The 23,070-nt window shown below is 52.9% G+C and carries 26 protein-coding genes; 21 read left to right on the plus strand and 5 right to left on the minus strand.

What is annotated here, in order from left to right; translation table 11 throughout:
* The first annotated feature begins 1 nt into the window (after position 1).
* The 5 genes from lhgO (at position 2) to csiR (ending at position 6,324) form a co-directional block, all read left to right on the plus strand.
* Positions 2-1,270, plus strand: a complete 1,269-nt coding sequence (gene lhgO / locus FDX11_RS07140) for an L-2-hydroxyglutarate oxidase (protein WP_137349510.1) — start codon at positions 2-4, stop codon at positions 1,268-1,270.
* A 23-nt stretch (positions 1,271-1,293) separates the two neighbouring features.
* Positions 1,294-2,742: an NADP-dependent succinate-semialdehyde dehydrogenase gene (gabD, locus tag FDX11_RS07145; protein ID WP_079226107.1), complete on the plus strand. Its 1,449-nt coding sequence runs from the start codon at positions 1,294-1,296 to the stop codon at positions 2,740-2,742.
* Positions 2,743-2,767: 25 nt separating this feature from the next.
* Entirely contained in the window at positions 2,768-4,051 is a 1,284-nt protein-coding gene (gene gabT / locus FDX11_RS07150) for a 4-aminobutyrate--2-oxoglutarate transaminase (protein ID WP_137397687.1), read from the plus strand.
* A gap of 140 nt (positions 4,052-4,191) precedes the next feature.
* On the plus strand, positions 4,192-5,592 hold the full coding sequence (gabP, locus tag FDX11_RS07155; protein ID WP_061382313.1) for a GABA permease: 1,401 nt from the start codon (positions 4,192-4,194) through the stop codon (positions 5,590-5,592).
* 45 nt (positions 5,593-5,637) lie between these two features.
* A complete protein-coding gene (csiR, locus tag FDX11_RS07160; RefSeq protein ID WP_061382314.1) occupies positions 5,638-6,324 on the plus strand; it encodes a DNA-binding transcriptional regulator CsiR in 687 nt (228 codons plus the stop codon).
* Positions 6,325-6,336: 12 nt separating this feature from the next.
* On the opposite strand, the gene lysM is transcribed toward csiR, so the two are convergent.
* Positions 6,337-6,786 carry a peptidoglycan-binding protein LysM gene (lysM, locus tag FDX11_RS07165; RefSeq protein ID WP_038632949.1) on the minus strand — a complete coding sequence of 150 codons (450 nt, stop codon included), beginning with the start codon at positions 6,784-6,786 and terminating at the stop codon, positions 6,337-6,339.
* Positions 6,787-6,884: 98 nt separating this feature from the next.
* Positions 6,885-7,043, minus strand: a complete 159-nt coding sequence (locus FDX11_RS07170; protein WP_038632951.1) for a YqaE/Pmp3 family membrane protein — start codon at positions 7,041-7,043, stop codon at positions 6,885-6,887.
* 185 nt (positions 7,044-7,228) lie between these two features.
* On the opposite strand from FDX11_RS07170, the gene FDX11_RS07175 reads away from it, so the two are divergent.
* The 3 genes from FDX11_RS07175 (at position 7,229) to FDX11_RS07185 (ending at position 8,325) form a co-directional block, all read left to right on the plus strand.
* Positions 7,229-7,528 carry a helix-turn-helix transcriptional regulator gene (locus FDX11_RS07175; protein ID WP_006687216.1) on the plus strand — a complete coding sequence of 100 codons (300 nt, stop codon included), beginning with the start codon at positions 7,229-7,231 and terminating at the stop codon, positions 7,526-7,528.
* 9 nt (positions 7,529-7,537) lie between these two features.
* Complete coding sequence (locus tag FDX11_RS07180; protein WP_061382315.1) at positions 7,538-8,065, plus strand: rhodanese family protein; 528 nt, start codon at positions 7,538-7,540, stop codon at positions 8,063-8,065.
* Between the two features lie 80 nt (positions 8,066-8,145).
* Positions 8,146-8,325 carry a hypothetical protein gene (locus FDX11_RS07185; protein ID WP_038632960.1) on the plus strand — a complete coding sequence of 60 codons (180 nt, stop codon included), beginning with the start codon at positions 8,146-8,148 and terminating at the stop codon, positions 8,323-8,325.
* A gap of 36 nt (positions 8,326-8,361) precedes the next feature.
* Here FDX11_RS07185 and stpA read toward each other — a convergent pair whose 3' ends face one another.
* Positions 8,362-8,763 carry a DNA-binding protein StpA gene (gene stpA, locus FDX11_RS07190; protein WP_079226104.1) on the minus strand — a complete coding sequence of 134 codons (402 nt, stop codon included), beginning with the start codon at positions 8,761-8,763 and terminating at the stop codon, positions 8,362-8,364.
* Between the two features lie 549 nt (positions 8,764-9,312).
* On the opposite strand from stpA, the gene alaE reads away from it, so the two are divergent.
* Positions 9,313-9,762, plus strand: coding sequence for an L-alanine exporter AlaE (gene alaE / locus FDX11_RS07195; protein WP_003037259.1), 450 nt, complete (start codon positions 9,313-9,315; stop codon positions 9,760-9,762).
* Here the strand turns inward: alaE and FDX11_RS07200 are convergent.
* On the minus strand, positions 9,744-10,118 hold the full coding sequence (locus FDX11_RS07200) for a DUF2002 family protein (protein ID WP_137397688.1): 375 nt from the start codon (positions 10,116-10,118) through the stop codon (positions 9,744-9,746). The two genes, alaE and FDX11_RS07200, sit on opposite strands and share 19 nt — an antisense overlap.
* A gap of 123 nt (positions 10,119-10,241) precedes the next feature.
* Positions 10,242-11,576, minus strand: coding sequence for a PLP-dependent aminotransferase family protein (locus FDX11_RS07205; RefSeq protein ID WP_137397689.1), 1,335 nt, complete (start codon positions 11,574-11,576; stop codon positions 10,242-10,244).
* Between the two features lie 90 nt (positions 11,577-11,666).
* Here FDX11_RS07205 and FDX11_RS07210 point away from each other — a divergent pair, with 90 nt between their 5' ends.
* The 12 genes from FDX11_RS07210 to emrR all read left to right on the plus strand — a co-directional run bounded on the left by FDX11_RS07210 (position 11,667) and on the right by emrR (position 22,960).
* Positions 11,667-12,098 (plus strand): carboxymuconolactone decarboxylase family protein, encoded by a 432-nt coding sequence (locus FDX11_RS07210; protein WP_038632976.1) that lies wholly within the window; start codon positions 11,667-11,669, stop codon positions 12,096-12,098.
* A gap of 280 nt (positions 12,099-12,378) precedes the next feature.
* Complete coding sequence (gene nrdH / locus FDX11_RS07215; RefSeq protein WP_042313131.1) at positions 12,379-12,624, plus strand: glutaredoxin-like protein NrdH; 246 nt, start codon at positions 12,379-12,381, stop codon at positions 12,622-12,624.
* Entirely contained in the window at positions 12,621-13,031 is a 411-nt protein-coding gene (gene nrdI, locus FDX11_RS07220) for a class Ib ribonucleoside-diphosphate reductase assembly flavoprotein NrdI (RefSeq protein ID WP_137397690.1), read from the plus strand. Before nrdH ends, nrdI begins: the two co-directional genes overlap by 4 nt.
* Complete coding sequence (gene nrdE / locus FDX11_RS07225; protein WP_137397691.1) at positions 13,004-15,148, plus strand: class 1b ribonucleoside-diphosphate reductase subunit alpha; 2,145 nt, start codon at positions 13,004-13,006, stop codon at positions 15,146-15,148. Before nrdI ends, nrdE begins: the two co-directional genes overlap by 28 nt.
* A 10-nt stretch (positions 15,149-15,158) precedes the next feature.
* Entirely contained in the window at positions 15,159-16,118 is a 960-nt protein-coding gene (nrdF, locus tag FDX11_RS07230) for a class 1b ribonucleoside-diphosphate reductase subunit beta (protein WP_042313123.1), read from the plus strand.
* Positions 16,119-16,472: 354 nt separating this feature from the next.
* Positions 16,473-17,675, plus strand: a complete 1,203-nt coding sequence (gene proV, locus FDX11_RS07235) for a glycine betaine/L-proline ABC transporter ATP-binding protein ProV (protein WP_042313120.1) — start codon at positions 16,473-16,475, stop codon at positions 17,673-17,675.
* Complete coding sequence (proW, locus tag FDX11_RS07240; protein WP_079226099.1) at positions 17,668-18,732, plus strand: glycine betaine/L-proline ABC transporter permease ProW; 1,065 nt, start codon at positions 17,668-17,670, stop codon at positions 18,730-18,732. Before proV ends, proW begins: the two co-directional genes overlap by 8 nt.
* 93 nt (positions 18,733-18,825) lie before the next feature.
* A complete protein-coding gene (gene proX, locus FDX11_RS07245; protein ID WP_038632997.1) occupies positions 18,826-19,821 on the plus strand; it encodes a glycine betaine/L-proline ABC transporter substrate-binding protein ProX in 996 nt (331 codons plus the stop codon).
* A gap of 148 nt (positions 19,822-19,969) precedes the next feature.
* Complete coding sequence (locus tag FDX11_RS07250; RefSeq protein ID WP_061382318.1) at positions 19,970-21,154, plus strand: MFS transporter; 1,185 nt, start codon at positions 19,970-19,972, stop codon at positions 21,152-21,154.
* Positions 21,155-21,276: 122 nt separating this feature from the next.
* Positions 21,277-22,014 carry an AzlC family ABC transporter permease gene (locus FDX11_RS07255; protein ID WP_079226097.1) on the plus strand — a complete coding sequence of 246 codons (738 nt, stop codon included), beginning with the start codon at positions 21,277-21,279 and terminating at the stop codon, positions 22,012-22,014.
* On the plus strand, positions 22,004-22,339 hold the full coding sequence (ygaH, locus tag FDX11_RS07260) for an L-valine transporter subunit YgaH (protein WP_042313111.1): 336 nt from the start codon (positions 22,004-22,006) through the stop codon (positions 22,337-22,339). The genes FDX11_RS07255 and ygaH overlap by 11 nt, the downstream gene beginning before the upstream one ends.
* A gap of 90 nt (positions 22,340-22,429) precedes the next feature.
* Positions 22,430-22,960: a multidrug efflux transporter EmrAB transcriptional repressor EmrR gene (emrR, locus tag FDX11_RS07265; RefSeq protein WP_042313109.1), complete on the plus strand. Its 531-nt coding sequence runs from the start codon at positions 22,430-22,432 to the stop codon at positions 22,958-22,960.
* The last annotated feature ends 110 nt before the right edge of the window (positions 22,961-23,070 follow it).

Raw genomic sequence — 23,070 nt, forward strand, 5'->3', positions numbered from 1 at the left:
GATGTATGATTTTGTGATTATTGGCGGCGGTATTATCGGCATGTCGACCGCCATGCAACTGATTGATGTCTATCCGGACGCCAGAATCGCGCTGCTGGAAAAAGAGTCCGGCCCGGCCTGTCACCAGACGGGCCATAACAGCGGCGTGATTCATGCCGGGGTTTATTACACGCCTGGCAGCCTGAAGGCGCAGTTTTGCCTGGCCGGAAATCGCGCCACCAAAGCCTTTTGTGATCAAAACGGCATCCGCTACGACGTCTGCGGGAAAATGCTGGTTGCCACTTCCGCTCTGGAAATGGAACGCATGCGCGCGCTATGGGATCGCACCGCCGCTAACGGCCTGGAACGCGAATGGCTGAATGCGCAGGAGCTACGCGAGCGTGAACCCAATATCACCGGGCTGGGCGGCATTTTCGTCCCGTCGAGCGGGATCGTCAGCTACCGCGAAGTAACCGCCGCGATGGCAAAGATTTTCCAGGCCAAGGGCGGTGAGATTGTTTATAACGCCGAGGTCAGCGCGCTGAAAGAGCATGCCGCGGGCGTGATCGTCCATACGCGTCAGGGTCAGGAGTATGAAGGGTCAACGCTGATTAGCTGTTCTGGCCTGATGGCGGACCGACTGGTGAAAATGCTCGGCGTTGAACCCGGCTTTATCATCTGTCCGTTCCGTGGCGAATACTTCCGTCTGGCGTCAGAACATAATCAGATAGTCAATCATCTGATCTACCCGATCCCCGACCCGGCGATGCCGTTTCTCGGTGTACATCTCACCCGCATGATTGATGGCAGCGTCACGGTGGGACCCAACGCGGTACTGGCATTTAAACGCGAAGGCTACCGCAAACGCGATTTCTCACTCAGCGATACGCTGGAGATCTTCGGCTCTTCCGGCATCCGCCGCGTACTGCAAAACAACCTGCGCTCCGGGCTTGGCGAAATGAAGAATTCACTGTGCAAAAGCGGCTACCTGCGGCTGGTGCAAAAGTATTGTCCGAGTCTGACGCAGAAAGATCTGCAACCGTGGCCTGCAGGCGTGCGGGCGCAGGCTGTGTCTCCGGACGGCAAGCTGATCGACGATTTCTTGTTTGTCACTACGCCACGCTCCATTCATACCTGCAACGCCCCTTCTCCGGCGGCGACGTCAGCGATCCCTATCGGCGCGCATATTGTCGGCAAAGTTCATGCACTGCTGGAGAGCCAGAGTAATCCCGGACGCACGCTGCGTGCGGCACGTAGCGTGGAGACATTACACGCCGCATTCACCCGTTAACATGATTAAGACAGGAAGCAATTATGCAACTGAACGATCCAACCTTATTTCGCCAACAGGCGTTGATTGACGGCAACTGGCGTGACGCCAACAACGGCGAGACCATCGCAGTAACGAATCCCGCCAACGGTCAGCAATTGGGTAGCGTACCGAAAATGGGGGCGGATGAAACCCGTGAAGCCATTAACGCCGCGAACCGCGCTCTACCCGCCTGGCGTGCACTCACCGCCAAAGAGCGGGCCAATATTCTGCGTCGCTGGTTCAACCTGATGATTGAACATCAGGACGATCTTGCTCGTCTGATGACCCTGGAACAGGGTAAGCCGCTGGCGGAAGCCAAAGGCGAAATCACCTATGCCGCCTCATTTATTGAGTGGTTTGCCGAAGAGGGCAAACGCATTTATGGCGATACGATCCCCGGCCATCAGGCAGATAAGCGTCTGATCGTCATCAAGCAACCAATCGGCGTGACCGCCGCGATTACGCCGTGGAACTTCCCGGCGGCGATGATCACCCGCAAAGCCGGTCCGGCACTGGCGGCGGGTTGCACCATGGTGCTTAAACCGGCCAGCCAAACCCCCTACTCCGCACTGGCGCTGGCAGAGCTGGCTAATCGCGCGGGGATCCCGGCTGGCGTATTCAGCGTGGTGACCGGTTCAGCAAGCGCGGTCGGCAACGAACTGACCGGCAACCCGCTAGTGCGCAAACTGTCATTTACCGGCTCCACCGAAATTGGCCGTCAGCTGATGGAACAGTGTGCCAAAGACATCAAGAAGGTGTCACTGGAGCTGGGTGGCAATGCGCCGTTTATCGTCTTTGACGATGCCGATCTCGACAAAGCCGTGGAAGGCGCGCTGGCGTCGAAGTTCCGTAACGCCGGGCAAACCTGCGTCTGCGCCAACCGTCTGTACGTGCAGGACGGCGTGTATGACCAGTTTGCCGAAAAACTCGAGCAGGCGGTGAGCAAGCTGCGCCTCGGTGATGGTCTGCAACCAGATGTCACCACCGGGCCGCTGATCGACGAAAAAGCGGTCGCCAAAGTGCAGGAGCACATCGCCGATGCCCTGGATAAAGGCGCGCGCATTATCGCGGGCGGCAAGCCTCACGCGCTGGGCGGTAACTTCTTCCAGCCCACCATCCTGGTCGATGTGCCGGACAACGCGAAGGTCGCCAAAGAAGAGACATTCGGCCCGCTGGCGCCGCTGTTTCGCTTTAAAGACGAAGCTGACGTCATCGCGCAGGCCAATGACACCGAGTTTGGCCTGGCAGCCTATTTCTACGCCCGTGATTTAAGCCGCGTCTTCCGCGTTGGCGAAGCGCTGGAGTACGGCATCGTCGGGATTAACACCGGCATCATCTCCAACGAAGTCGCCCCATTTGGGGGGATAAAAGCCTCCGGTCTTGGCCGTGAAGGATCGAAATACGGCATCGAAGACTACTTAGAAATCAAATATATGTGCATCGGCCTTTAATAAAACAAATACTGGAGAACACCTGATGAGCACCAACAAAGAACTTATGCAACGTCGCAGCAACGCCGTTCCCCGTGGCGTAGGACAGATCCACCCTATTTTTGCCGAGCGGGCAGAAAATTGCCGGGTCTGGGACGTTGAAGGCCGCGAATTCCTCGATTTTGCTGGCGGTATTGCGGTGCTGAATACCGGTCACCTGCACCCGCAGATTGTTTCTGCGGTAGAAGCGCAGTTGAAAAAACTGTCGCATACCTGCTTCCAGGTGCTGGCCTATGAGCCATACCTGGAGCTGTGCGAAATCATGAACAAGAAAGTGCCGGGCGATTTCGCCAAGAAAACTCTGCTGGTGACCACCGGTTCTGAAGCCGTGGAAAACGCGGTGAAAATTGCCCGCGCCGCCACCAAACGTACAGGTACGATCGCCTTCAGCGGCGCTTATCATGGTCGTACCCACTACACCCTGTCTCTGACCGGAAAAGTAAATCCGTACTCTGCCGGAATGGGACTGATGCCGGGTCACGTCTATCGCGCGCTGTATCCTTGCCCGCTGCATGGCATCAGCGAAGACGATGCTATCGCCAGCATTCACCGTATTTTCAAAAATGATGCCGCGCCGGAAGACGTTGCCGCCATCGTAATTGAACCCGTCCAGGGCGAAGGCGGTTTTTACGCGGCCACCCCGGCATTTATGCAGCGTCTGCGCGCCATTTGTGACGAACACGGGATCATGCTGATTGCCGATGAAGTGCAGAGCGGCGCAGGCCGCACCGGTACGCTGTTCGCCATGGAGCAGATGGGCGTAGCGCCCGATCTTACCACCTTCGCTAAATCTATCGCTGGCGGCTTCCCGCTGGCAGGAGTAACCGGTCGCGCCGTGGTCATGGACGCTATCCCGCCGGGTGGCCTGGGCGGTACCTATGCCGGTAACCCGATTGCCTGTGCCGCCGCGCTGGCGGTGCTGAACATTTTCGAACAGGAAAATCTGCTGCAAAAGGCCAACGAACTGGGGCAAACCTTGCGCGAAGGCCTGCTTGCTATCGCCGAAACGCATCGCGAAATTGGCGACGTGCGTGGGCTGGGGGCGATGATCGCCATCGAACTGTTCGAAGACGGCGACCATACGAAGCCAGACGCCAAACTTACCGCGGAAGTGGTGGCCCGTGCGCGTGATAAAGGTCTGATCCTGCTCTCCTGCGGACCTTACTACAACGTACTGCGCATCCTTGTCCCGCTGACCATTGAAGATGCGCAAATTCGCCAGGGGCTGGATATCATCGCCCAGTGTTTTGCTGAGGCGAAGCAGGGCTAACTATACAAAAAAGCAATCCATAGGCCGGATAAAGCGGAGCCGCCATCCGGCACATAGGGTCAATAACAATAATACGCGTGCCCCGGCGCGGGAATGCCGGGGTGCTCTCCCAAGTGAAATACTTTCGAGAGGTTTAAAAGATGGGGCAAGTGTCACAATCACATGATTTAGGGGGCGGGCTGAAATCACGCCACGTCACCATGCTGTCTATTGCCGGGGTTATCGGCGCGAGTTTATTCGTAGGTTCAAGCGTGGCGATTGCAGAAGCCGGTCCCGCCGTATTATTAGCTTATCTGTTTGCCGGACTTTTGGTGGTGATGATTATGCGCATGCTGGCCGAAATGGCCGTCGCCACCCCGGATACCGGCTCCTTTTCCACCTACGCCGATAAAGCCATCGGCCCATGGGCAGGTTATACCATCGGCTGGTTGTACTGGTGGTTCTGGGTGTTGGTTATCCCATTGGAGGCCAATATTGCCGCCATCATTCTGCATTCCTGGATCCCTGGCATACCTGTCTGGTTATTTTCTCTGGTTATCACGCTGGCATTAACTGGCAGTAATTTGCTGAGCGTCAAAAATTACGGTGAATTCGAATTCTGGCTGGCGCTGTGCAAAGTGATTGCCATTCTGGCGTTTATTGTCCTCGGCGCGGTGGCGATTAGCGGTTTCTATCCTTATGCCGAGGTTAGCGGCGTTTCACGCCTGTGGGATCAGGGCGGCTTTATGCCGAACGGTTTTGGCGCCGTACTCAGCGCGATGCTGATCACCATGTTCTCCTTCATGGGCGCAGAGATTGTCACCATCGCCGCCGCCGAGTCCGACACCCCGGATAAACACATCGTCCGCGCTACCAACTCGGTTATCTGGCGTATATCCATCTTCTATCTGTGCTCCATTTTCGTGGTGGTGGCGCTGATCCCATGGAACATGCCGGGGCTAAAAGAAGTGGGTTCTTACCGCTCGGTCCTGGAGTTATTGCATATCCCGCACGCGAAGTTGATCATGGACTGCGTCATTTTGTTGTCGGTGACCAGTTGCCTGAACTCCGCGCTGTATACCTCATCCCGTATGCTCTACTCTCTGAGCCGTCGTGGCGATGCTCCCGCTTTTATGGGGAAAACAAACCGCAGTAAAACGCCTTACGTGGCGGTGTTGCTGTCTACGGGGGCGGCGTTCCTCACCGTGGTGGTCAACTATTACGCCCCGGCCAAAGTGTTTAAATTCCTGATCGACAGCTCTGGCGCTATCGCTCTGTTGGTTTATCTGGTAATCGCTATTTCCCAACTGCGGATGCGCAAAATTCTGCTGGCGCGAGGTGGTGAAATTAAACTGAAAATGTGGCTTTATCCGTGGCTTACCTGGCTGGTCATCGCCTTTATTATCTTTGTGCTGGTGGTCATGCTCTTTCGCCCGGCGCAACAACTGGAAGTCATCTCTACCGGGTTATTAGCCATAGGAATTATTTGCACGGTGCCCATTATGGCACGCTGGAAAAAACTGCTATCGTGGCAAAAAGCACCCTTGCAAAATACGCATTAAATCTGTTCCCGGCGCACGCCGGGACATTTATTCAGGAGTAAGACCATGACCGCCATTCCCCAACCGACGGCCATTGATGGATACCGCTGGCTAAAGAACGACATCATCCGCGGTATTTATCAGCCTGATGAGAAACTGCGTATGAGCCTACTGACCTCGCGCTACGAGCTTGGCGTGGGACCGCTGCGCGAAGCGCTTTCACAGCTGGTGGCGGAGCGACTGGTCACGGTGGTCAATCAGAAAGGGTATCGTGTCGCCCCGATGTCCGAGCAGGAATTGCTCGATATTTTCGATGCCCGCGCCAATATGGAAGCCATGCTGGTCGCGCTGGCCATCGAACGCGGCGACGATGCCTGGGAAGCGGAGATTTTAGCCAGGGCGCATATGCTCAGTAAGCTTGAAGCCGTGGACGCCAGCGAACAGATGCTTGATGAATGGGATCAGCGCCATCAGGCGTTTCACTCGGCGATTGTCGCCGGCTGCGGTTCCCAATATCTGCTGCAAATGCGCGAACGATTGTTTGATTTAGCGGCGCGTTACCGGTTTATCTGGCTACGTAAAACGGTGCTGTCAGTTGAGATGCTGGAAGATAAACACGATCAGCATCAAACGCTGACCGAAGCGATTCTGGCACGCGATGCCGTGCGCGCTAGCGAATTAATGCGCCAGCACCTGCTGACGCCGATTCCAATTATTCAACAGGCGATGGCCGGCAAGCTACTGACGGAATAAGCCTGCACTTCATCATTCTTCCGGAATACGTAACACCTGCCCGGGATAAATTTTATCCGGGCTTTTCAGCATCGGTTTATTCGCTTCGAAGATTTTATTGTACAGGTTAGCGTTACCGTAAACCTGTTTGGCAATAGCGCTCAGGGTATCGCCCGCTTTCACGGTATAAAACTGACTTTCGCTCGCGGGTGCAGAGGTTTTGACCTGATCGTCTACGCTGGCGATACCGGAGATATTACCAATCGCAATCAGGATTTTCTCTTTCGCTTCCTGGCTTAATCCATCACCAGAAACGGTGGCCTTGCCTTCGTTAATTTGAACGTTCACCTTATCTGCATCGGGGATGCCGGTTTTATTTAGGTGTTCCTGCACCTTCTTCGCCAGATCGGCCGTGTCATGATTTCCGGTGACCGCATCCCAAAGTTTTTCACCTGCATCTTTCACAAAATTGAAGAGTCCCATATCCACCTCGGTTATTAACAAGCAACACCAGGAAGTGTAGCAGAGGAGAGAGGACGGCAAAGAAAACGGCGCAAATGCGCCGTTTATGAAAAGAAGTCTTAATTACGCGTTTGTACCCAGAAGGCGTGGATCAAACCAGGAATGTAGCCCAGCAGCGTCAGAACGATATTAAGGATAAACGCCCAGCCGAATCCTTTTCCCAGCAGTACGCCAAGCGGGGGCAGAATAATAGTGAAAACGATTCTCCAGAAACCCATACAAACTCCCTACAAGCAAAAAAGTTAATCATTGTTTAAAAAGAGATTTTATCTCTAAGAGTAGTCATTCTACTCAAATCTGCCAGCCTTCCCCTGTTGTTTTACCCTCTTTTACGCTCTTTACGCTGGCGTACGTTGGTTTTTTATTTTAGAATTTACTTAATTTAGAATATACTTAAATATATATGACAGAACTTGAACAACTCCAGGCCAGCGCTGAACAGGCGGCCGCTCTGCTCAAAGCGATGAGTAACCCGAAGCGGTTGCTGATTTTGTGCATGCTCTGCGGTTCGCCCGGTACCAGCGCAGGCGAGTTAGCACGCGCTACCGGCCTGAGTCCTTCCGCTACTTCACAGCATCTGGCGCGTATGCGCGAAGAAGGTCTGATAGACAGCCAGCGCGATGCCCAGCGCATCCTTTATTCCATTAAAAATGCGGCCGTGAATTCGCTGATCGCCACATTAAAAACACTGTATTGCCCATAAGGAGCCATCATGACCATTGGGACGATTTCCCCGCGCGAGGCGCAGACGCTGGTCGCGCAAGGCGCGAAACTGATTGATATCCGCGATGCCGACGAGTACCTGCACGAGCATATTCCTGAGGCGCATCTGGCACCGTTACCCACACTTGAGCAGGGATCGTTGCCTACGAATTTACGCGCCGAGCAGGTGATTTTTCACTGCCAGTCAGGCAAACGCACACAAAATGCAGTGAACAGGCTCAGCGCGATTGCCGCGCCAGCACAAGTCTGGTTGCTGGAAGGTGGAATTGATGGCTGGAAAGCCGCAGGTTTACCGGTGGCAAAAGACAGTTCCCAACCGTTGCCGCTGATGCGTCAGGTGCAAATAGCCGCAGGTAGTCTTGCCTTACTCGGCGTCATTCTGGGTTACGCCGTCAGCAGCGCCTTCTTCCTGCTGAGCGGTTTTGTGGGTGCCGGGCTGATACTCGCTGGCCTCACCGGCTTTTGCGGCATGGCGCGATTGCTGGACAAAATGCCCTGGAATCGGCGTACTCATTAAGCGGTAATACCTGAAACAGCGCTGTACCCGTCGATTGACGTGATCTATGGTGAGTTGTGCAATAAATAAAGGAGCGCAATATGTTTAAACCTGGCGATCTGGTTCAACCACGCATGGGCGGACCTAAACTTAAAGTTGTCGAAGTCAACGAAGATCAAATTGTGGCGGTACAAGCCAGTAATGAAAGCGGTGAGAAATTCACACTGAAAGCAGCTGACGTGACGCGATATACCGAAGACGGTGATTTCGGCGTTTGCTGAAAACAGGCGGTGAGGATACCCTCACCGCATTTATAATTAGATTAAAAAATCATCAAGAGATTTACCGGCAGCCAGCGCCTGGGCAATTGGCTTTGGTGTACGGCCTTGTCCGGTCCATGTTTTTGCTTCACCGTTGAAATCGATAAAACGATATTTCGCAGGGCGTGGTTGACGTTTTTTGGCTGCCCGCGACGTCGCTGGCGTCATACTCAGCAACTCTTCCGGATTGATCCCATCTGCCTGCATCAGGGCCAGCAAATTATTAATTTTTTCCTGCTGTTCTGCACGTTGGCGCTGAATCTGTTCTTCTTCATCGCGGCGTTCTTTGGTTACTACTCTGAATTTTTCGAGCATATCTTCGAGCACATCAACGGAAAATTCACGCGCCATTACACGCAGCGAGCGGATATTATTTAAGTTTTTTAACATTGAACTCATATTAACAAAACCTCTTTAACGTAAAAATGGTATTACGCCAAATATTGTATGCAACTGATTATTATTTTTCCAGTCTAATTTTTTCACAGATTATTAAACAAATAGCCATTACCGTTATTTAAATGGCTATCCTGAAACCTGACATCAAATATTTTATATTCCCTGGCTAGTCACTGTAAATATACTCGCATAACGTCTCAGCACATCGTCTGATAAACACATCACTTTATTGTCCAGGGCCGGCACGCGCACATTCTGAACATCAGTCAACTTTCAGAAAAGGAGCGCAAAAAATTCAGAAAAACAAGTCTCCATAACTTATTGATATAAAATACTTTTAATTAGCTAAACAACGAAAACACCAAAACGAACAAAAATCAAACCAATACAGAGCATTTTATCGACAAAAAGACAATAAATAAAAATTTTAAGCTAGTTGCCAGTTATTATCCAGGCATATATCCTATTGAAACGCGAAAGCAGCAAGACAAATCACTAGCACCAAAGGTATTCAAAACCTTTTTTCCCCTTTTTACAAGGAGCATTAACATGTTCTCTCCGCAGTCACGCTTGCGTCATGCTGTAGCAGACACGTTCGCGATGGTTGTTTATTGTTCTGTCGTGAACATGTTGATCGAGATATTCCTTTCTGGAATGAGCTTTGAACAGTCACTGTACTCCAGACTGGTGGCCATCCCTGTCAATATTCTGATCGCCTGGCCATACGGCATGTACCGTGATTTGTTTATGCGCGCGGCACGTAAAGCCACGCAGGCTGGATGGGCAAAAAACCTGGCGGACGTGCTGGCTTATGTCACCTTCCAGTCGCCGGTTTACGTGATTATTCTGTTGACGGTTGGCGCGGACTGGCACCAGATTACGGCTGCGGTAAGTTCGAACATCGTGGTATCGATGCTGATGGGCGCAGTATACGGCTACTTCCTTGATTATTGCCGCCGCCTGTTTAAGGTCAGCAGCTATCACCAGGCTAAAGCCTGACACGCCTCTCGCGAGTTAACGTCGCCAAATAACCCACTCAGATAACGCTCAAGTGCAATACGCGAACTAAAGCCGTGAGGAATACCATAATGCTCATGGTTCTCTCCGGCTAAATACAACGGGAATTGCTGGTAGTGATCGCAGGTTTTAATGTCTGTCGCAGGTTCCGCCAGTGAAGAGCTGCGCTCTTTAAGCGTGGGATGGATGACTAAGGCGGTACGTCCCATACGTGCTTCCCGGTTAACGTACACATAATTTTCACCACGTCGATAGCCGTACGTTTTCGGCGTCACTACATCAACGGTAAAGCCCACTTTTTCAAGTACGCGCGCCACCTCATCAGGTCGTAAATACATATTATTTTCCTCGTTATCTTTTACTGCGGGCTTACCTTACCTGATTCAGCATTAGCAACGCTTTCAGAAAAGTCCATAAACGAGTGAAGACGGTGGGACGAATATCTTAAGAACCGTGCAGATTTACGTCAGCGCCTGCCGCAATTGATATGCCGCCTGCAGCGCCATTTCCGCTGAGCTAATATTGGTAAATGACAATAATATTCCCCCTTGTCCGTTCGGCGTTATACGCCACTGGCTCAAGGCTTGTACAGCCAGACCTGCCCGATTCGCTTTACGGACTAACGCAACATCGTCTGCGTCTACACTCATCACCAGTTGAATCCCACCCTCTTGCGGGAGCACGCTAAAACCGTGTTCGGTCAGGGCATTTTCCATCCACTGACGTCGCTGGGCATAATGTTGACGCATGCGTTTTAAGTGCCGCCAGAAGTGCCCCTCGCGCATAAAATCCGCCAGCGTTTGTTGCCATAAAACCGGAACGCTACAGGCCGCTAGCGCCACCTGCTGGCGAAAATGTTCGACCTGAGTCATGGGTACCACCAGCCATGCCGTGCGCAGAGCAGGAAACATTGATTTACTGAACGTTCCGGCATAAATCACCCGCTGCGGCGCATCCAGACTTTTTAACGGCGGCAACGGTTTACCGTGGTAGCGAAATTCACTGTCATAGTCATCTTCGATAATCCATGCCTGCGTGCGGGCCGCCCACTCCAGCAACTGATGACGACGCTCCAATGAAAGGGCCACTCCCAGCGGGCTTTGATGCGCGGGTGTAAGCAAAACAAAGCGCGCCTGCGGGTAATCGCGGATCCCAGCGCAAACATCCAAACCATTGGCATCAACAGGAACCGGCATCAGCGCAATTCGCTCCTGAGCCACCACCGGTCTGATCAACGGAAAGCCGGGATCTTCGACCCACATCCCTTCACCGGGTTGAGACAGCGCGCGCAGGATTAGCGTCATCGATGCCGCATAGCCAGAAGTGATAAAAACCTGCTCCGGCTGGCACTCAATGCTGCGCGAAACGCGCAGGTAATCAACAATCGCCTGACGCAGCCCCCTTTCGCCGCAAACATCTCCCACCGCCAGATCAAAACGCGTTTGGGTGCGCAAACGTCGGCCCATCACCCGCGCCCAGACTTCACGCGGGAAGAGATCGAGTGCGGGTAACCCCATCTGAAAAGGTTGTGGTCTGGGATTTTCTCCTGCGAAGATAGTGGGAGCCGTAGGCGCGGTCTCTGGTCGCAATTGCTCGCTGACAAAAGTTCCCGCCTGCCCACGTCGAGCCAGCCAGCCCTGCGCCACCAGCTCGGAATAGGCATGTTCCACCGTCGAACGCGAAACCCCCAGTTCCTGGGACCACGTCCGGCTGGAGGGCAATCTTGTGCCTGGTTTGAGTTCACCGGTCTCAATGGCATTTTTTAACTGGCGGGCGATTTGTTGATAGCGCGGCATTTATGGTCTGCTTTTTTTGCAACAATATGGCTCTCTGTAGCAGTCCATTATAGTGCTACATTGCGGGTTATCCAAACGAGGAGAGATACCATGACAATGTTACGCCAGCCCTATTATGAACTCAGTCCTGAAATTTATAACGCTCTGGTTCAGGCCAGCAAAGCGCTGGAAAATTGCGCGCTGGAACCTACGCTGACGGAACTGGTGTACCTGCGGGTCTCGCAAATCAACGGCTGCGCATTTTGCCTGGAAATGCACAGTAAGGCGCTGCGCAAAGCAGGCGTTGCGCAGGCCAAACTTGACGCGCTGGCAGGTTGGCGAGTGAGCCACCATTTCAGTGAGCAGGAACGTGCGGCGCTGGCGTGGGCCGAATCAGTCACTCATATCGCCAGCACCCACGCGGAAGATGATGTTTATCTGCCGTTGCTTGACCATTTTAGCGCCAAAGAAATCAGCGATCTGACGTTTGCCATCAGCCTAATGAATTGCTTCAACCGCCTGGCGGTTGGGATGCGCATGTAATTCTGCCCTGCCGGATGGCAGTATAAATGCCTTATCCGACCTACGATGTGTTCCCCTGTAGGCCGGATAAGACGCGACGCGTCGTCCTCCGACACCCCGTCATGCTACATATCCCTTCCCCCGTCACGCTCATCACTTTCCCCTTCATCAATCTAAAATTCCCATATCTTGTATGGTTGAATCTTTTTAAAACTACATCTAGTATCATTTCTATCAAGACACCTACAATCCGACGCTATCAATCGCGTCGATCTTTTACCCATAAATGGAAATACGAATCATGCGTATTGTTATTTACACTCGTAATAACTGTGTTCAGTGCCACGCCACTAAGCGGGCAATGGAAAGCCGTGGGTTTGACTTTGAGATGGTAAATATTGATTTGCAGCCCGATATGGCTGACAGCCTGCGCGATCAAGGCTTTCGTCAGTTACCGGTCGTCGTCGCCGGGGAAACCAGTTGGTCCGGGTTTCGCCCGGACATGATCAACCGTCTGCGTCCACAACCCCATATGGTCAGCGCATGAGCCAGCTCGTCTACTTCTCCAGCAGCTCCGAAAATACACACCGCTTTATCCAGCGTCTGGGGCTGCCAGCCATCCGCATTCCGCTTAACGAACGCGAGCGGATGCGGGTAGACGAACCTTACATTTTAATCGTGCCGTCCTACGGTGGCGGCGGAACGGCGGGTGCGGTTCCGAGACAGGTGATCCGCTTTTTAAACGATCCGCACAACCGCGCGTTAATCCGTGGGGTGATTGCCTCCGGCAATCGCAATTTCGGTGACGCCTATGGTCGCGCGGGTGAGATCATCTCACAAAAATGCGGCGTGCCGTGGCTCTACCGCTTCGAGCTGATGGGCACCCAAAGCGATATCGACAACGTTCGACAAGGAGTGAGTGAATTTTGGCAACGACAACCGCAGAACGCATAACCCAGCCCACGCTGGATTATCACGCCCTGAACGCCATGCTGAATCTGTACGATCAGGCCGGGCGTATTCAGTTCGACAAAGACCACCAGGCGGTAGAGGTTTTTTTGGCCACGCATGTCCGCCCCAACTCGGTAGCGTTTGCCAGCCCGCAGAAGCGCTTGGAAACATTGATAGATGAAGGCTATTACGATGCCAGCGTGTTAGCTCCTTACGATCGCGCGTTTGTGATAAAGCTCTTTGCCCACGCTCACGCCAGCGGATTCCGGTTCCAGACGTTCCTCGGTGCGTGGAAGTTCTATACCAGCTATACGCTGAAAACATTTGATGGTAAGCGTTATCTCGAAGATTTTGAGGATCGGGTAACGATGGTGGCGCTCACGCTGGCGCAGGGAGATGAAACGCTCGCCATGCAGCTTACCGATGAAATGCTCTCCGGGCGCTTTCAGCCCGCCACGCCAACCTTCTTAAACTGCGGCAAACAGCAGCGCGGTGAGCTGGTTTCCTGCTTCCTGTTACGCATTGAAGACAACATGGAGTCCATTGGCCGGGCGGTTAACTCTGCGCTGCAACTTTCCAAGCGCGGTGGCGGCGTGGCGTTTTTGCTCTCTAACCTGCGCGAAGCAGGTGCGCCGATTAAACGCATTGAGAATCAGTCCTCCGGCGTAATCCCGGTAATGAAAATGCTGGAAGATGCGTTTTCTTATGCCAATCAACTCGGCGCGCGTCAGGGGGCGGGCGCAGTGTACCTGCACGCACACCATCCGGATATTTTACGTTTTCTGGATACCAAACGTGAAAACGCCGACGAGAAAATCCGTATCAAAACCCTGTCGCTTGGCGTGGTGATCCCGGATATCACCTTTAAACTGGCCAAAGAGAATGCCGACATGGCGCTGTTCTCACCCTATGACGTGGAACGCATTTACGGCAAAGCGTTCGGCGATATCGCCGTCAGTGAACGCTATGACGAACTGCTTGCCGATGAACGTGTGCGTAAAAAATACATTAACGCCCGCGATTTCTTCCAGCGGCTGGCTGAGATCCAGTTTGAGTCCGGCTACCCTTACATCATGTTTGAAGATACGGTGAATCGCGCCAATCCGATTGCCGGTCGTATTAACATGAGCAATCTGTGCTCCGAAATTTTGCAGGTTAACAGCGCCTCCACCTACGATGAAAATCTCAACTACGCGCAGACCGGACACGATATCTCCTGCAACCTCGGCTCGCTGAATATCGCCCATACCATGGATTCCCCGGATTTTGGTCGTACCGTGGAAACGGCGGTTCGCGGCTTAACCGCCGTTTCGGACATGAGTCATATTCGCAGCGTACCCTCGATTGCAGCCGGAAACAGCGCATCGCACGCGATTGGTCTTGGTCAGATGAACCTGCACGGATATCTGGCGCGGGAAGGCATCGCCTACGGCTCGCCGGAAGGGCTGGATTTCACCAATATCTACTTTTACACCATCACCTGGCATGCGCTGAATACGTCAATGAAGCTCGCCCGCGAGCGTGGTAAAGCCTTTGCCGGATTCAGGCAGTCTCGCTATGCCAGCGGCGAGTATTTTAGCCAGTATCTGCAGGGTGACTGGCAGCCAAAAACCGACAAAGTTCGCGCGCTGTTTGCCGCCAACGGCATTACGCTGCCGACGCGTGAGATGTGGTCGCAACTGCGTGAAGATGTGATGCGCTACGGCATTTATAACCAGAATTTACAGGCAGTTCCGCCAACCGGCTCTATTTCCTACATCAACCATGCGACGTCCAGTATTCACCCAATCGTGTCAAAAGTGGAAATTCGCAAAGAGGGCAAAACCGGGCGCGTTTACTACCCTGCTCCTTTTATGACCAATGACAATCTGGCCTTGTATCAGGATGCCTACGAGATTGGCCCACAAAAGATCATTGATACCTATGCAGAAGCGACGCGCCATGTCGATCAGGGACTGTCGCTGACGCTCTTTTTCCCCGATACCGCCACTACCCGCGATATCAACAAAGCGCAGATCTACGCCTGGCGTAAGGGCATCAAATCGCTGTACTACATCCGACTGCGTCAGCTGGCGCTGGAAGGGACCGAAATCGAAGGTTGCGTGTCATGCGCGCTGTAAGGAGAAGATCATGACATTATCCCGCGTGAGCGCCATCAACTGGAACAAGATTGAAGATGATAAAGACCTTGAGGTATGGAATCGCCTGACCAGTAACTTCTGGCTACCGGAAAAAGTCCCGCTCTCTAACGACGTCCCGTCCTGGCAAACGTTGAACGCTGCCGAGCAGCAGTTAACTATCCGCGTTTTTACCGGGCTAACGCTACTCGACACCATTCAGAATGTTGCCGGTGCGCCAGCGCTAATGGCGGATTCATTAACACCACACGAAGAAGCGGTGCTGTCGAATATCAGCTTTATGGAAGCCGTTCACGCCCGCTCATACAGCTCTATTTTCTCCACGCTTTGCCAGACCAAAGATGTGGATGCAGCTTACGCCTGGAGTGAGGAAAATAATCCGCTCCAACGTAAGGCGCAGATTATTCTGGCCCATTACGCCAGCGATAATCCGTTGCGGAAGAAAATTGCCAGCGTGTTTCTGGAATCCTTCCTGTTCTATTCCGGCTTCTGGTTGCCGATGTATTTCTCCAGCCGCGGCAAACTGACGAATACCGCCGATCTCATTCGTCTGATCATTCGTGATGAAGCGGTCCACGGGTATTACATTGGTTATAAATTTCAAAAAGGCCTGGAGTATATTTCTGAATCCGCACGCGAGGAGTTAAAGAATTTTGCCCTCGACCTGCTCATGGAACTGTATGATAACGAAGCGCGTTATACGGAAGAATTGTATGCAGAAACCGGTTGGGTGGATGACGTCAAAGCCTTCCTCTGTTACAACGCCAATAAGGCATTAATGAATTTGGGTTATGAGGCGTTATTCCCGCCAGAGATGGCGGAGGTTAACCCGGCAATCCTTGCCGCGCTGTCGCCCAACGCAGACGAAAACCACGATTTCTTCTCAGGTTCCGGCTCATCTTATGTAATGGGCAAAGCGGTCGAAACTGAAGACGACGACTGGAATTTTTAACTCTCATTTTCACGGGAAATACCGTACATTTTTCGCGGAAATATTTTAACAGGATCACACTTTTATCGTGCAAATATAATTGTGTGATCTACACTCAATATCAGCCGCATTATTCGCCTGCATTCCATCAATTCAGGCGCCTTTTCATTGGCGTTTACAAAAAATATCAGTCTACTCATATTCGCGCTCAGCCCTTATATCACGGGAAGTCCCGCCATCTCAGCTTCGGCAATATTCATGCCACAACTAAATTCAGGGTTGTCTCAGATTCTCAGTATGTTAGGGTAGAAAAAGGTCACTATTTCCATCAGGTAATATATCGATATAAACAAATAACAGGAATCATTCTATTGCATGGCAATTAAATTAGAAGTGAAGAACCTCTATAAGATATTTGGCGAGCATCCTCAGAGAGCGTTCAAATATATTGAAAAAGGACTTACCAAAGAGCAAATTCTGGATAAAACAGGGCTATCGCTTGGCGTTAAAGACGCCAGTCTGGCCATTGAAGAAGGCGAGATATTTGTCATCATGGGATTATCCGGCTCGGGTAAATCCACAATGGTACGCCTTCTCAATCGCCTGATTGAACCCACCCGCGGACAGGTACTGATCGACGGCGTAGATATCGCCCGGATCTCCGATGCCGAACTCCGCGAGGTGCGCAGAAAAAAGATTGCGATGGTCTTTCAGTCCTTTGCCCTGATGCCGCATATGACTGTGCTGGACAATACGGCATTCGGCATGGAATTAGCCGGCGTCGCCGCGGATGAACGTCGCGAAAAGGCGCTGGATGCTCTACGTCAGGTTGGTCTGGAGAATTACGCTCACGCTTACCCGGATGAACTTTCCGGGGGGATGCGTCAGCGTGTAGGTCTCGCCCGCGCATTAGCCATTAACCCTGACATCTTATTAATGGATGAGGCCTTCTCAGCCCTCGATCCATTAATTCGCACCGAGATGCAAGATGAACTGGTAAAACTCCAGGCGAAGCATCAACGTACGGTGGTCTTTATTTCCCATGATCTCGACGAAGCTATGCGTATTGGCGACAGAATTGCCATTATGCAAAACGGTGAAGTGGTACAGGTCGGTACACCGGATGAAATCCTGAATAATCCGGCGAATGATTATGTACGCACCTTCTTCCGCGGCGTTGATATTAGCCAGGTGTTCAGCGCAAAAGATATTTCCCGCCGTAGCCCCGAAGGTTTAATTCGTAAAACACCAGGCGTAGGCCCTCGTTCGGCGCTGCAATTATTGCAGGACAAAGATCGCGAATATGGCTACGTGATCGAACGTGGCAATAAATTCGTCGGCGTCGTCTCGATCGACTCACTAAAAACCGCGCTTAGTCAGGCGCAAGGTATTGAAGCGGCGTTGATCAATGAACCGCTGGCTGTCGATGCACAAACTCCTCTCAGCGAGTTGCTTTCTCATGTCGGCCAGGCACCGTGTGCGGTACCGGTTGTTGACGAGGAACAGCAGTATGTGGGCGTCATTTCAAAACGCATGCTGTTACAGGCTTTAGATCGTGAGGGGGCAAACAATGGCTGATCAAACTAATCCGTGGGATACCACACCAGCGGCCGATAGCGCCGCCCAAACCGCCGATGCCTGGAGCACGCCGTCTGGCGCACCGACTGACGGCGGTAGCGCAGACTGGCTGACCAGCGCGCCCGCGCCGACACCAGAGCATTTCAACATTATGGATCCGTTCCATAAGACGCTGATCCCATTGGACAGTTGGGTCACCGAGGGGATCGACTGGGTGGTTACCCATTTTCGTCCGGTCTTCCAGGGCATCCGTGTACCGGTGGATTACATTCTCAACGGCTTCCAGCAAATGCTGTTGGGTATGCCTGCCCCCGTGGCGATTATCCTGTTCGCCCTGATCGCCTGGCAGATTTCCGGCGTTGGAATGGGTGTCGCGACGCTGATTTCGTTGATTGCTATCGGCGCCATTGGCGCGTGGTCGCAAGCGATGATCACGCTGGCGCTGGTGCTGACCGCATTACTGTTCTGTGTGGTGATCGGTCTGCCGATGGGCATCTGGTTGGCGCGCAGCCCTCGGGCGGCAAAGATTGTTCGTCCGCTGCTGGATGCGATGCAAACCACCCCCGCCTTCGTGTATTTGGTGCCGATTGTCATGCTGTTCGGTATTGGTAACGTCCCGGGCGTAGTGGTGACGATTATCTTCGCCCTGCCGCCAATCGTCCGTCTGACCATTCTGGGGATTAACCAGGTGCCGGCCGACCTGATTGAAGCCTCGCGCTCGTTTGGCGCCAGCCCACGTCAAATGCTGTTTAAAGTGCAGCTCCCGCTGGCGATGCCCACCATTATGGCCGGGGTTAACCAAACGCTGATGCTGGCGCTCTCGATGGTGGTCATCGCCTCGATGATTGCCGTTGGCGGATTGGGTCAGATGGTTCTGCGAGGAATTGGTCGTCTGGATATGGGATTAGCCACGGTTGGTGGCGTTGGGATTGTGATCCTCGCCATCATCCTGGACCGCCTGACGCAGGCCGTTGGTCGCGACTCGCGTAGTCGTGGCAACCGTCGCTGGTACACCACCGGTCCCGTTGGGCTTATCACTCGCCCTTTCACGAAGTAATACACCCGTTGCCCGGTAGCGCATTGCTTACCGGGCCTACAATTCATTAACTTGCACAAAATCATTCAGGATGAAGTGTAATAAGGAACAACGATGCGACATACCGTACTTTTTGCCACAGCGTTTGCTACCCTTGTCTCCACCAGCGCTTTCGCTGCCGACCTGCCAGGCAAAGGCATCACCGTACAGCCAATCCAGAGCACTATCTCTGAAGAATCCTTCCAGACGCAACTGGTCGCCCGCGCGCTGGAGAAACTGGGTTACACCGTTAACAAAACCAGCGAAGTTGACTACAACGTCGGCTATACCTCCATTGCCTCTGGCGATGCAACTTTTACCGCCGTGAACTGGCAGCCGCTGCATGATGATATGTACGCCGCGGCAGGCGGAGACAAAAAGTTTTATCGCGAGGGGGTATTCGTTACGGGTGCTGCACAGGGTTATCTGATCGACAAAAAAACCGCTGAGCAGTACAAAATCACCAACATCGCCCAGTTAAAAGATCCCAAGATTGCCAAAATTTTTGACACCAACGGTGACGGAAAAGCCGATATGATGGGCTGTTCTCCTGGCTGGGGTTGTGAAGCGGTGATCAACCACCAGAACAAAGCCTTCGATCTGGAAAAAACGGTCGAGGTCAGCCACGGTAACTATGCGGCGATGATGGCAGACACCATCACCCGCTTTAAAGAAGGCAAACCGATCCTCTACTACACCTGGACTCCGTACTGGGTCAGCGACGTGATGAAGCCGGGCAAAGATGTGGTCTGGTTGCAGGTACCATTCTCTTCCCTGCCGGGTGAGCAGAAAGATATCGATACCAAACTGCCAAACGGTGCAAACTACGGTTTCCCGGTGAACACCATGCACATCGTCGCCAACAAAGCCTGGGCGGAGAAAAACCCAGCGGCAGCGAAACTGTTCGCTATCATGAAATTACCGTTGGCGGATATCAACGCACAGAACGCGATGATGCATGACGGTAAAGCGTCTGAAGCCGATGTTCAGGGTCACGTAGACGGCTGGATCAAAGCCCACCAGCAGCAGTTCGACGGCTGGGTAAACGAAGCGCTGGCTGCGCAGAAATAACATCGACTGAATGCCGGATACGCTAACGCTTATCCGGCCTGTTTCCCTCTATCCCCCTAAACCGCACAATCCATCACCCAACAAATCAGCAACAGTTAATCACTTCCGTTATGATTGTTTTCTGCAACCCATTATTCAGTTGAAAACCATGACGAAAACCACTCAGGGACTTAGCCCTTCGCTGATCCTGTTAATGTCTATCGCCACCGGCCTTGCCGTCGCCAGTAACTATTACGCGCAACCACTGCTCGACACCATCGCCCGCAACTTCTCACTGTCAGCCAGTACAGCGGGATTTATCGTCACCGCGGCCCAGCTCGGCTATGCCGCAGGTCTGCTATTCCTGGTACCGCTTGGCGACATGTTTGAACGCCGGATGTTGATTGTTTCCATGACGCTGCTGGCGGCTGGCGGCATGCTGATTACCGCCAGTAGCCAGTCGTTGGGCATGCTGATCCTCGGCACCGCCCTGACCGGACTGTTCTCGGTAGTGGCGCAGATCCTGGTTCCACTGGCGGCAACGCTTGCCACCCCGGACAAGCGCGGGAAAGTCGTCGGGACGATTATGAGCGGTCTGTTGCTGGGGATTCTGCTGGCGCGCACCGTAGCGGGGTTACTGGCGAACCTTGGCGGTTGGCGCACCGTATTTTGGGTGGCATCGATACTGATGGCGTTGATGGCAATTGCGCTGTGGCGCGGTCTGCCGAAGATGAAATCAGATACCCAGCTTAACTATCCGCAACTGTTAGGTTCCGTATTCAGCCTGTTTATCCATGATAAATTGCTGCGTACCCGCGCAATGCTGGGTTGCCTGACTTTTGCCAACTTCAGCATTCTGTGGACCTCAATGGCATTTTTGCTCGCCGCGCCGCCGTTTAACTATTCAGAGGGGATGATCGGTCTGTTCGGTCTGGCGGGGGCGGCTGGTGCGTTAGGCGCGCGCCCGGCGGGTGGCTTTGCCGATAAAGGAAAATCACATCTCACCACAACCGTTGGCCTGTTGTTACTGTTGCTCTCGTGGCTGGCTATCTGGCTCGGGCACACTTCGGTGCCGATGCTGATTATCGGCATTCTGATTCTGGATCTCACCGTTCAGGGAGTGCATATCACTAACCAGACGGTTATTTATCGCATTCATCCGGATGCACGTAACCGTCTGACCGCCGGCTACATGACCAGCTATTTTATTGGCGGGGCCGCTGGTTCGTTGATTTCCGCTTCCGCCTGGCAGCATGCCGGTTGGGCTGGCGTTTGTCTGGCGGGTACGACCGTTGCCGTACTCAACCTGTTGGTCTGGTGGCGAGGTTTTCACCGTCAGGAAGCCGTAAATTAAGCGTATAGCGCTTGTTTACCGCTGATTGGGCTCCACAGGGTGTTAAGGAGCCCATCAGTCTGCTAAGGTTATAACTCATTGAACCAAGTTATATTAATTTCGGTAATGAAACCTATAACCCTATGGAAAGCCCTATACCCCAGTCCGGATCCCGTTCGGCGACGTTAACGGAAGGATGCAAAGACAGTCTACCGATAGTTATCAGCTATATTCCGGTCGCTTTTGCATTTGGTCTCAATGCTACTCGCCTTGGCTTTACGCCGGTCGAAAGCCTCTTTTTCTCCTGCATTATCTATGCGGGAGCCAGCCAGTTCGTCATTACCACTATGCTTGCCGCAGGCAGTTCTCTGTGGGTCGCCGCACTGACCGTTATGGCTATGGATGTCCGCCATGTTTTATACGGTCCCTCCCTGCGCAGTCGCATCACACAGCGCCTGAACAAACCCAAAAGCGCGCTGTGGGCCTTTGGTCTCACCGATGAAGTCTTTGCCGCTGCAACGGCTAAACTGGTACGGGATAATCGGCGCTGGAGTGAAAACTGGATGATTGGCATTGCGCTATGTTCCTGGGCTTCCTGGGTATTCGGCACGGTGGTCGGCGCGTTTTCCGGTAGTGGTTTACTCAAAGATTATCCCGCGGTTGAAGCGGCACTGGGCTTCATGCTTCCGGCGCTATTTATGAGTTTCCTGCTCGCCTCTTTCCAGCGTCAACAGGCGCTCTGCGTGACTGCCGCACTGGCTGGCGCGCTGGCGGGGGTAATACTCTTTTCTATCCCTGCCGCCATCCTTTTGGGCATCGTCTGCGGATGCCTGACCGCGTTGCTCCAGTCATTTTGGCAGGGAGGACCGGATGAGCTATGAAGTTTTACTGCTCGGCCTGCTGGTCGGCTGCGTGAATTACTGCTTTCGCTATTTACCGCTCCGTCTTGGGGTGGGGAATGTTCGCCCGACAAGACGCGGCGCGACGGGCATATTACTCGACACCATTGGCATTGCATCAATTTGCGCCCTGTTGGTGGTGTCTACCGCGCCAGAAGTGATGCACGATGCTCGCCGGTTCGTGCCTACGCTGGTGGGGTTTGTCATACTGGGCGCAAGCTTCTATAAGACCCGCAGCATCATCATTCCGACCTTACTGAGTGCTCTGGGCTACGGATTAGCCTGGAAAATGCTGGTTGGCTTATAGATAAAAACAATCATTTTAAATAAATAATACATTTACTTTATTTGTCACTGTCGTTACTATATCGGCTGAAATTAATGAGGTTATACCCAAATGGATAGTTCGTTTACGCCCATTGAACAAATGCTAAAATTTCGCGCCAGCCGCTACGAAGAGTTCCCTTATCAGGAAGTGCTTCTGACTCGTCTTTGCATGCACATGCAAGGCAAGCTGCTGGAAAATCGCAATAAGATGCTGAAAGCTCAAGGGATTAACGAGACATTGTTTATGGCGTTGATTACGCTGGAGTCTCAGGAAAACCACAGTATTCAGCCTTCTGAACTGAGTTGCGCGCTTGGCTCGTCACGGACTAACGCTACCCGCATTGCGGATGAGTTAGAAAAACGTGGCTGGATTGAACGTCGCGAAAGCGATAACGATCGCCGCTGTCTGCATCTGCAATTGACCGAAAAAGGCCATGCTTTTTTGCAAGAGGTTTTACCACCTCAGCACAACTGCCTGCATCAACTCTGGTCATCTCTCAGCACCACCGAAAAAGATCAGCTTGAGCAAATCACCCGTAAACTTCTGACCCGTCTTGATCAGATGGAGCAGGATGGCACGGTATTAGAAGCGCTGCGCTAACGCGCCGACTCGCTCAGAAATCCAGATTTATAAATGAAAACCGACAGGCCAGCACGCATACTGCTGGCCTTTCTGATGAACAGGTCGGCTCAGCCGATGTGAAAAAAATA

The sequence above is a fragment of the Citrobacter sp. wls714 genome, assembly GCF_005281025.1.
Lineage (GTDB): Bacteria > Pseudomonadota > Gammaproteobacteria > Enterobacterales > Enterobacteriaceae > Citrobacter > Citrobacter werkmanii.

Excerpts from the sequence above, each read along its gene's own strand:
- nrdF (WP_042313123.1), top strand. The coding sequence starts at position 15,159 with ATGACATTATCCCGCGTGAGCGCCATCAACTGGAACAAGATTGAAGAT.
- FDX11_RS07180 (WP_061382315.1), top strand. The coding sequence starts at position 7,538 with ATGACCATTGGGACGATTTCCCCGCGCGAGGCGCAGACGCTGGTCGCG.
- lhgO (WP_137349510.1), top strand. The coding sequence starts at position 2 with ATGTATGATTTTGTGATTATTGGCGGCGGTATTATCGGCATGTCGACC.
- ygaH (WP_042313111.1), top strand. The coding sequence starts at position 22,004 with ATGAGCTATGAAGTTTTACTGCTCGGCCTGCTGGTCGGCTGCGTGAAT.
- lysM (WP_038632949.1), bottom strand. The coding sequence starts at position 6,786 with ATGGGACTCTTCAATTTTGTGAAAGATGCAGGTGAAAAACTTTGGGAT.
- FDX11_RS07205 (WP_137397689.1), bottom strand. The coding sequence starts at position 11,576 with ATGCCGCGCTATCAACAAATCGCCCGCCAGTTAAAAAATGCCATTGAG.
- FDX11_RS07255 (WP_079226097.1), top strand. The coding sequence starts at position 21,277 with ATGGAAAGCCCTATACCCCAGTCCGGATCCCGTTCGGCGACGTTAACG.
- FDX11_RS07250 (WP_061382318.1), top strand. The coding sequence starts at position 19,970 with ATGACGAAAACCACTCAGGGACTTAGCCCTTCGCTGATCCTGTTAATG.
- gabT (WP_137397687.1), top strand. The coding sequence starts at position 2,768 with ATGAGCACCAACAAAGAACTTATGCAACGTCGCAGCAACGCCGTTCCC.
- FDX11_RS07210 (WP_038632976.1), top strand. The coding sequence starts at position 11,667 with ATGACAATGTTACGCCAGCCCTATTATGAACTCAGTCCTGAAATTTAT.
- nrdH (WP_042313131.1), top strand. The coding sequence starts at position 12,379 with ATGCGTATTGTTATTTACACTCGTAATAACTGTGTTCAGTGCCACGCC.
- FDX11_RS07200 (WP_137397688.1), bottom strand. The coding sequence starts at position 10,118 with ATGTATTTACGACCTGATGAGGTGGCGCGCGTACTTGAAAAAGTGGGC.
- alaE (WP_003037259.1), top strand. The coding sequence starts at position 9,313 with ATGTTCTCTCCGCAGTCACGCTTGCGTCATGCTGTAGCAGACACGTTC.
- proV (WP_042313120.1), top strand. The coding sequence starts at position 16,473 with ATGGCAATTAAATTAGAAGTGAAGAACCTCTATAAGATATTTGGCGAG.
- emrR (WP_042313109.1), top strand. The coding sequence starts at position 22,430 with ATGGATAGTTCGTTTACGCCCATTGAACAAATGCTAAAATTTCGCGCC.
- FDX11_RS07175 (WP_006687216.1), top strand. The coding sequence starts at position 7,229 with ATGACAGAACTTGAACAACTCCAGGCCAGCGCTGAACAGGCGGCCGCT.
- gabD (WP_079226107.1), top strand. The coding sequence starts at position 1,294 with ATGCAACTGAACGATCCAACCTTATTTCGCCAACAGGCGTTGATTGAC.
- proX (WP_038632997.1), top strand. The coding sequence starts at position 18,826 with ATGCGACATACCGTACTTTTTGCCACAGCGTTTGCTACCCTTGTCTCC.
- gabP (WP_061382313.1), top strand. The coding sequence starts at position 4,192 with ATGGGGCAAGTGTCACAATCACATGATTTAGGGGGCGGGCTGAAATCA.
- nrdI (WP_137397690.1), top strand. The coding sequence starts at position 12,621 with ATGAGCCAGCTCGTCTACTTCTCCAGCAGCTCCGAAAATACACACCGC.
- FDX11_RS07170 (WP_038632951.1), bottom strand. The coding sequence starts at position 7,043 with ATGGGTTTCTGGAGAATCGTTTTCACTATTATTCTGCCCCCGCTTGGC.
- proW (WP_079226099.1), top strand. The coding sequence starts at position 17,668 with ATGGCTGATCAAACTAATCCGTGGGATACCACACCAGCGGCCGATAGC.
- FDX11_RS07185 (WP_038632960.1), top strand. The coding sequence starts at position 8,146 with ATGTTTAAACCTGGCGATCTGGTTCAACCACGCATGGGCGGACCTAAA.
- stpA (WP_079226104.1), bottom strand. The coding sequence starts at position 8,763 with ATGAGTTCAATGTTAAAAAACTTAAATAATATCCGCTCGCTGCGTGTA.
- csiR (WP_061382314.1), top strand. The coding sequence starts at position 5,638 with ATGACCGCCATTCCCCAACCGACGGCCATTGATGGATACCGCTGGCTA.